Consider the following 4,653-nt stretch of genomic DNA (forward strand, 5'->3'; position numbering starts at 1 on the left):
GACATAGCTAAGCGACGCATGGTCGGCCGAGCTTTGTGCCCCGTTTTTGGGCGCACCATCTGGCGATACAGCGTCCTCGCCAGCCGGTCGGCTGGGCGACAATCCGGATTTTTGCAACATGTCGGCTCCACGCGAATTCCGTAGATAAGCCACTGGCCGACCGCTGGTTCCACCCGCCGTCCGAAAAGCGCCTCGCGCCGATATCGCGGTGGCTGGCGCCTACAGAGCGCCTTGCAGCTTGATCGGCGGCGCGGACAAACGCCGCCGCGCCGCGAGCTTGAACCTGTAGCGCAGGCAGCGCCAAGCTTCTGAGCGCCGCTTCGGCGCGGCCGCGGCTACCGCCAGGAAGCGCGCCGCGGTGCCCAGGTCGCCGCGCGCATAGTGGACCCGGGCGATCTTGAGGGCGACAAGCCCTTCCCTGGCCTTGAGCGCCGACAACGGGATGTTGCAGTCGGTGAGTGTGCGCAGTTCCCGGCGCCAGTCCAGAAAGCGCCGCACCGGGTTGAGGGCAAAGCGGTCATCGGAACGTACCGGCGAAACCTCATAGACCATGACAGGTTGCGAGACCATGGCGAGCGATGCCTTGCTCATCAGCCGTGCCCAGAACAGCGTGTCCTCGTCATAGGCCATTCCGATGGGGAACCGCGTCTCGCCGATCAGGGTCCGCGATGCCAGAACGCTGCCCACGGCGACCGAACGTATATCGCCTTTCACATAGGCCGAGGCATTTGCCAGGCACGCAGCCTGATAGCCGTTCGGCATCTTGATCTGCCGGTCCTGGCCGTTCACCCGTCGCCGGTAGGCACCCACGATCATGTCGGCCTCCGGCCGCTCCTGAGCCTTGCGGAGCAGTGCGCGCAACCCGCCCCGCAGATGCAGGTCGTCGGCATCGATCAGGTAGACCCAGGAATAGACCGCTTCGGCCAGCGCCACATTGCGGGCACCGCCTGCATCGCGGCATTTGGCCGACAGCACGCGCAGCGGCAACGAGAGTTGTGCCGCGGCCTCCCGCGCGATGGTTGCCGTGCCATCGGTCGACGCATCGTCGACCAGCAATATCTCGCCGATGATCTCGGCCTCGCTGCGTAGCGATGCCAGCGTTGCAGCAATGGTCGCCGCCGCGTTACAGGCAGGAATGACGACGCTGATTGCTCTCAATTACAAAACCTCGCGCCATGCGCTTGAGGATACAACTACCGTCACCCCGAAACGAATACAGACTAGCGGCCGCATCGGTATTTGAGAAGCAGTCTTGTCCATCCCGAATTGCGGCGCAAATACCGCTGCGTGTACGACCTGCTTCAGGCTCTTTCGAGCACGACCGGAATGACGTCGACAGCTTGCTCGCCAACCTGTCCCCCCGTGGTCTTGAGCACGCCGACGATCGGCGCCACGTCCGAATAGTCGCGGCCGTGGCCGACGGTGATATGGTCGTTGCTGGCCCGCATGCCGTTGGTCGGATCGAATTCCTGCCAGCCCGCATCGCGCCCGCACCAGACCTTGACCCAGGCATGCATGGCATCGGCGCCTTCCAGCCGGGGCTTGCCCTTCGGCGGGATGGTGCGCAAGAAGCCGCTGACATAGCCGGCCGGAATACCGAGCCCGCGCAGGCCGGCGATCATGATGTGTGAAAAGTCCTGGCAAACGCCGCGCTTCAACTTGAAGGCATCACTGGCCCGGGTCCGCACCGTTGTCGCTTCGCCGTCATAGGTGAAATCGCGATGGATGCGATTGCACAGGCTCACGGCCGTGCCGGCGGCGGAGCCGGCGATGCTGTCGCGTGCGTAAGCGGTGATCGCATCGTCGATGCCGGCATGGGTGCTGGCCGTCAGGAAGTGGTGCGGTGCATCAGGTGCCAGAGACCGCATCGCGGCGAGTTCTTGCCTCAGCCGGGCGATATCGGGCGACACGTCGAGCCCGGGCTCGGGCCGAGACACCGACACGCGGGCGCTCATCCTGATGTCGAGCGCGTCATGCGCGTCGCGAAAGGCGATCGAGGTGACGTTGTTGCCGAAGAAATCGGAAAAGTCGGAACGTTCGTTGGGTGCCGGCGCAAAGGACAGGGATGCGGCGATGACACGCTGCACGCCTGATATCGTCGACGGCAGTACGCGCACCTGATGACGACCGCCGCCGGCCGCCGCAGCGTAATCGTAATGCAGATGAAGCCTGATGTCGTAGAGCATGTTCTATTTTTCTGCCTTTGCGCAGGTTCTTGTCGCAAAACCCGTGCGACACTTTTGCGGAACCTGCTTAGCCGAAATAGGCTTTGGCGAGGCTGTTGTAGAGGCCGCCGATTTCATAGGCGAGGTCGTCCAGCGCCTTTGCCGTCATATCCGAAGGCTCCTTGATGGCGATCTGGGTGTTGAGCTGCAGGATTTCCTTCGCCGCCGGCGACATTTGTCCCTCCCCGCCGAGCGACGGCAACAGGCCGATTTCGGCCTTCAGCCTTTCGAGCTGGAACAGGATGGAGCGCGGATTGAGCGGATCGAGCGCCAGCAGGTCGATCACCGTGCGCCGACCGGCCTGCACCGGATATTGGCGGCGATGGGTCATCACGCTGTCGCCGATTTCCAGCATCATGTCCAGCGCGCCGTCCGGCGCCTTGGCGCTGGTCAGCCGCGACAGCGTGCGGGAGATCTGGATACCGCGCTCCAGCCGGCGGCCGATCTCGAGGAAGCGCCAACCGGCGAAGCGGTACATGTTCTCGTGCAGCAGGCCGGAAAAGCCGGCGAGCTTGCGCAGGATGACCGTCATCGCCCGGGTCGCGTCGTCGCCGGGCGCGACCGTCGTTGCGAACTGATGGATGGTTTTCGACAGGTCCTTCAGCGCCAGCCAGCCATCGGGCGAGAAGCGGTCGCGGATCTGCCCGGCGCTGTAGACCGCACTATCCAGCGTGCCGATCAGCCCTGACGGGATCGCCGTCTCCACATCGATGCCGAAAGGTTCGAGATAATCCCTGATGTCGGCGAGCAGCGGCATATCCGGGTCGGAGGTTTCGGCGAGCCGCACATGGTAGGCGCGCAGGATGCGCACCGTGTCTTCCGAGCGCTCGATATAGCGGCCGAGCCAGGTCAGGTTCTCCGCCGCGCGACTGGGCAGGCTGCCGGGCCTGGTGCGGCTGAAACTGTCGCCTTCTTGCGGCAGCAGCGTCTCGCGCTCCACCGGTTTGTCGCTGACAACCCAGACATCCGCCGCCTGGCCGCCACGCTGCATGGCGATCGCCGTCGGGTCGAGCGACAGGCCGATTCGGGCAAAACCGCCCGGCATCACCGTCCAGCCCTCCGGCGTTCGCGCCAGGTAGACGCGCAGGCTGGCTGGCCGCGGCTCCAGCCAGCCGCCGACATAGACGGGCGTCGTCGAAAGCGTCACCGCTTCCTGGCCGACGAAATCGCCGCCATCACGTTCAATGCGCGCCACCAGTTCCGCCCGCTCCCCGGCCGACAGAGCCGAGCCTAGCTTCGTTGAATCGTCGTCCTCGAAGGCAAGCCTCGTCGACAGCGCCGGCCCGATCACCATGCGATCGATGTTGGCCAGCACATGCGCGCGTTCGGTTGCTTGCCCGCACCACCATGTCGCGACGCTTGGCAGCAGCAATTCCTCGCCCCGCAAGGCCCGTGAAATCTTGGGCAGGAAGGCAAGCAGCGCGCGCGTCTCCATCAGGCCGGAGCCCAGCGCGTTGACGGTAGCAACCGCGCCCTGGCGGATCGCCTCGACCAGGCCCGGCGTGCCGATCTGCGAATCCGCGCGCAGTTCAAGCGGATCGGCGAAGGCGGCGTCGAGCCGCCGCCACAACACGCTGATCGGCATCAGGCCGGAAACTGTGCGCACCATCAGCCGGCTGCCGGAGACGGTCAAATCCTCGCCTTCGAGCAGCATGATGCCGAGGTAGCGGGCGATGTAGGCGTGCTCGTAATAAGTTTCGTTGAGCGGCCCCGGCGTCAGGATGGCGACGCGGCCGTCGGTTTCCTTGGCCATGCCGATCAGCGCGTCGCGAAAACGGCGGAAAAAGCCGGCAAGGCGGTGCACATGCATCTCGCCATAGATGTCGGACAGCGCGCGCGTGGTGGCGACGCGGTTTTCCAGTGCGAAACCGGCGCCGGACGGCGCCTGCGTGCGATCACCCAGCACCCACCATCGGCCATCAGGCCCGCGGCCGAGTTCGAAGGCGCAGAAATGCAGGAAGTGGCCGCCGGCCGGCCTGGTGCCGACGACAGGCCGCAAATATTCCGGGCTGGCGGCGATCAATCCCGCCGGCAGGATGCCTTTCTCGACCAGCCGGTTCGGCCCGTAGATATCGGCGATGGTTTCCTCGAACAGGTCGGCGCGCTGCACGAGGCCGGCGCTGATCGCCGCCCACTCGCTCTCCTCGATGAGAACCGGGACATGCGCCAGCGGCCATTCGCGCTCATTGGCACCGGCCTTGTCATAGACGCGGTAATAGACGCCGGCATCGCGCAGATACTGGTCGGCGCGGGCAAAGCGCTGGCCGAGCTTTTCAGCGCCAAGTTCCTCGAGCGCCTCGACAAAATGCTTCCAGGCCGGGCGAGGATTGCCTGACGCATCGACCATCTCGTCGACGACGCCGTCGATCGGCTGGTAGTGCTCCAGCAGGCTGTGGGTCTGCGGCTTGCCGCGTCCCCTCTTGTGATT

General features: G+C 65.1%; 4 protein-coding genes. 1 reads left to right on the forward strand and 3 read right to left on the reverse strand.

Annotation, left to right across the window (positions count from 1 at the left end):
* Positions 1 to 219: 219 nt before the first annotated feature.
* Positions 220 to 1,149 carry a glycosyltransferase family A protein gene (locus tag EN964_RS25235; RefSeq protein ID WP_245465081.1) on the reverse strand — a complete coding sequence of 310 codons (930 nt, stop codon included), beginning with the start codon at positions 1,147 to 1,149 and terminating at the stop codon, positions 220 to 222.
* Here EN964_RS25235 and EN964_RS38790 point away from each other — a divergent pair.
* Positions 1,067 to 1,243 (forward strand): hypothetical protein, encoded by a 177-nt coding sequence (locus EN964_RS38790; protein ID WP_245463595.1) that lies wholly within the window; start codon positions 1,067 to 1,069, stop codon positions 1,241 to 1,243. The genes EN964_RS25235 and EN964_RS38790 overlap by 83 nt on opposite strands.
* A gap of 58 nt (positions 1,244 to 1,301) precedes the next feature.
* Here the strand turns inward: EN964_RS38790 and EN964_RS25240 are convergent, their stop codons facing one another.
* Together EN964_RS25240 and EN964_RS25245 are read right to left on the reverse strand one after the other, a co-directional pair.
* The gene (locus tag EN964_RS25240) at positions 1,302 to 2,186 is read right to left on the reverse strand and encodes a transglutaminase family protein (RefSeq protein WP_127270501.1); all 885 of its coding nucleotides are present in this window, start codon (positions 2,184 to 2,186) and stop codon (positions 1,302 to 1,304) included.
* A 67-nt stretch (positions 2,187 to 2,253) separates the two neighbouring features.
* A complete protein-coding gene (locus tag EN964_RS25245) occupies positions 2,254 to 4,614 on the reverse strand; it encodes a circularly permuted type 2 ATP-grasp protein (protein WP_245490685.1) in 2,361 nt (786 codons plus the stop codon).
* Positions 4,615 to 4,653 lie beyond the last annotated feature (39 nt).

This window comes from Mesorhizobium sp. M7A.F.Ca.CA.001.10.2.1 (assembly GCF_003998575.1).
Lineage (GTDB): Bacteria > Pseudomonadota > Alphaproteobacteria > Rhizobiales > Rhizobiaceae > Mesorhizobium.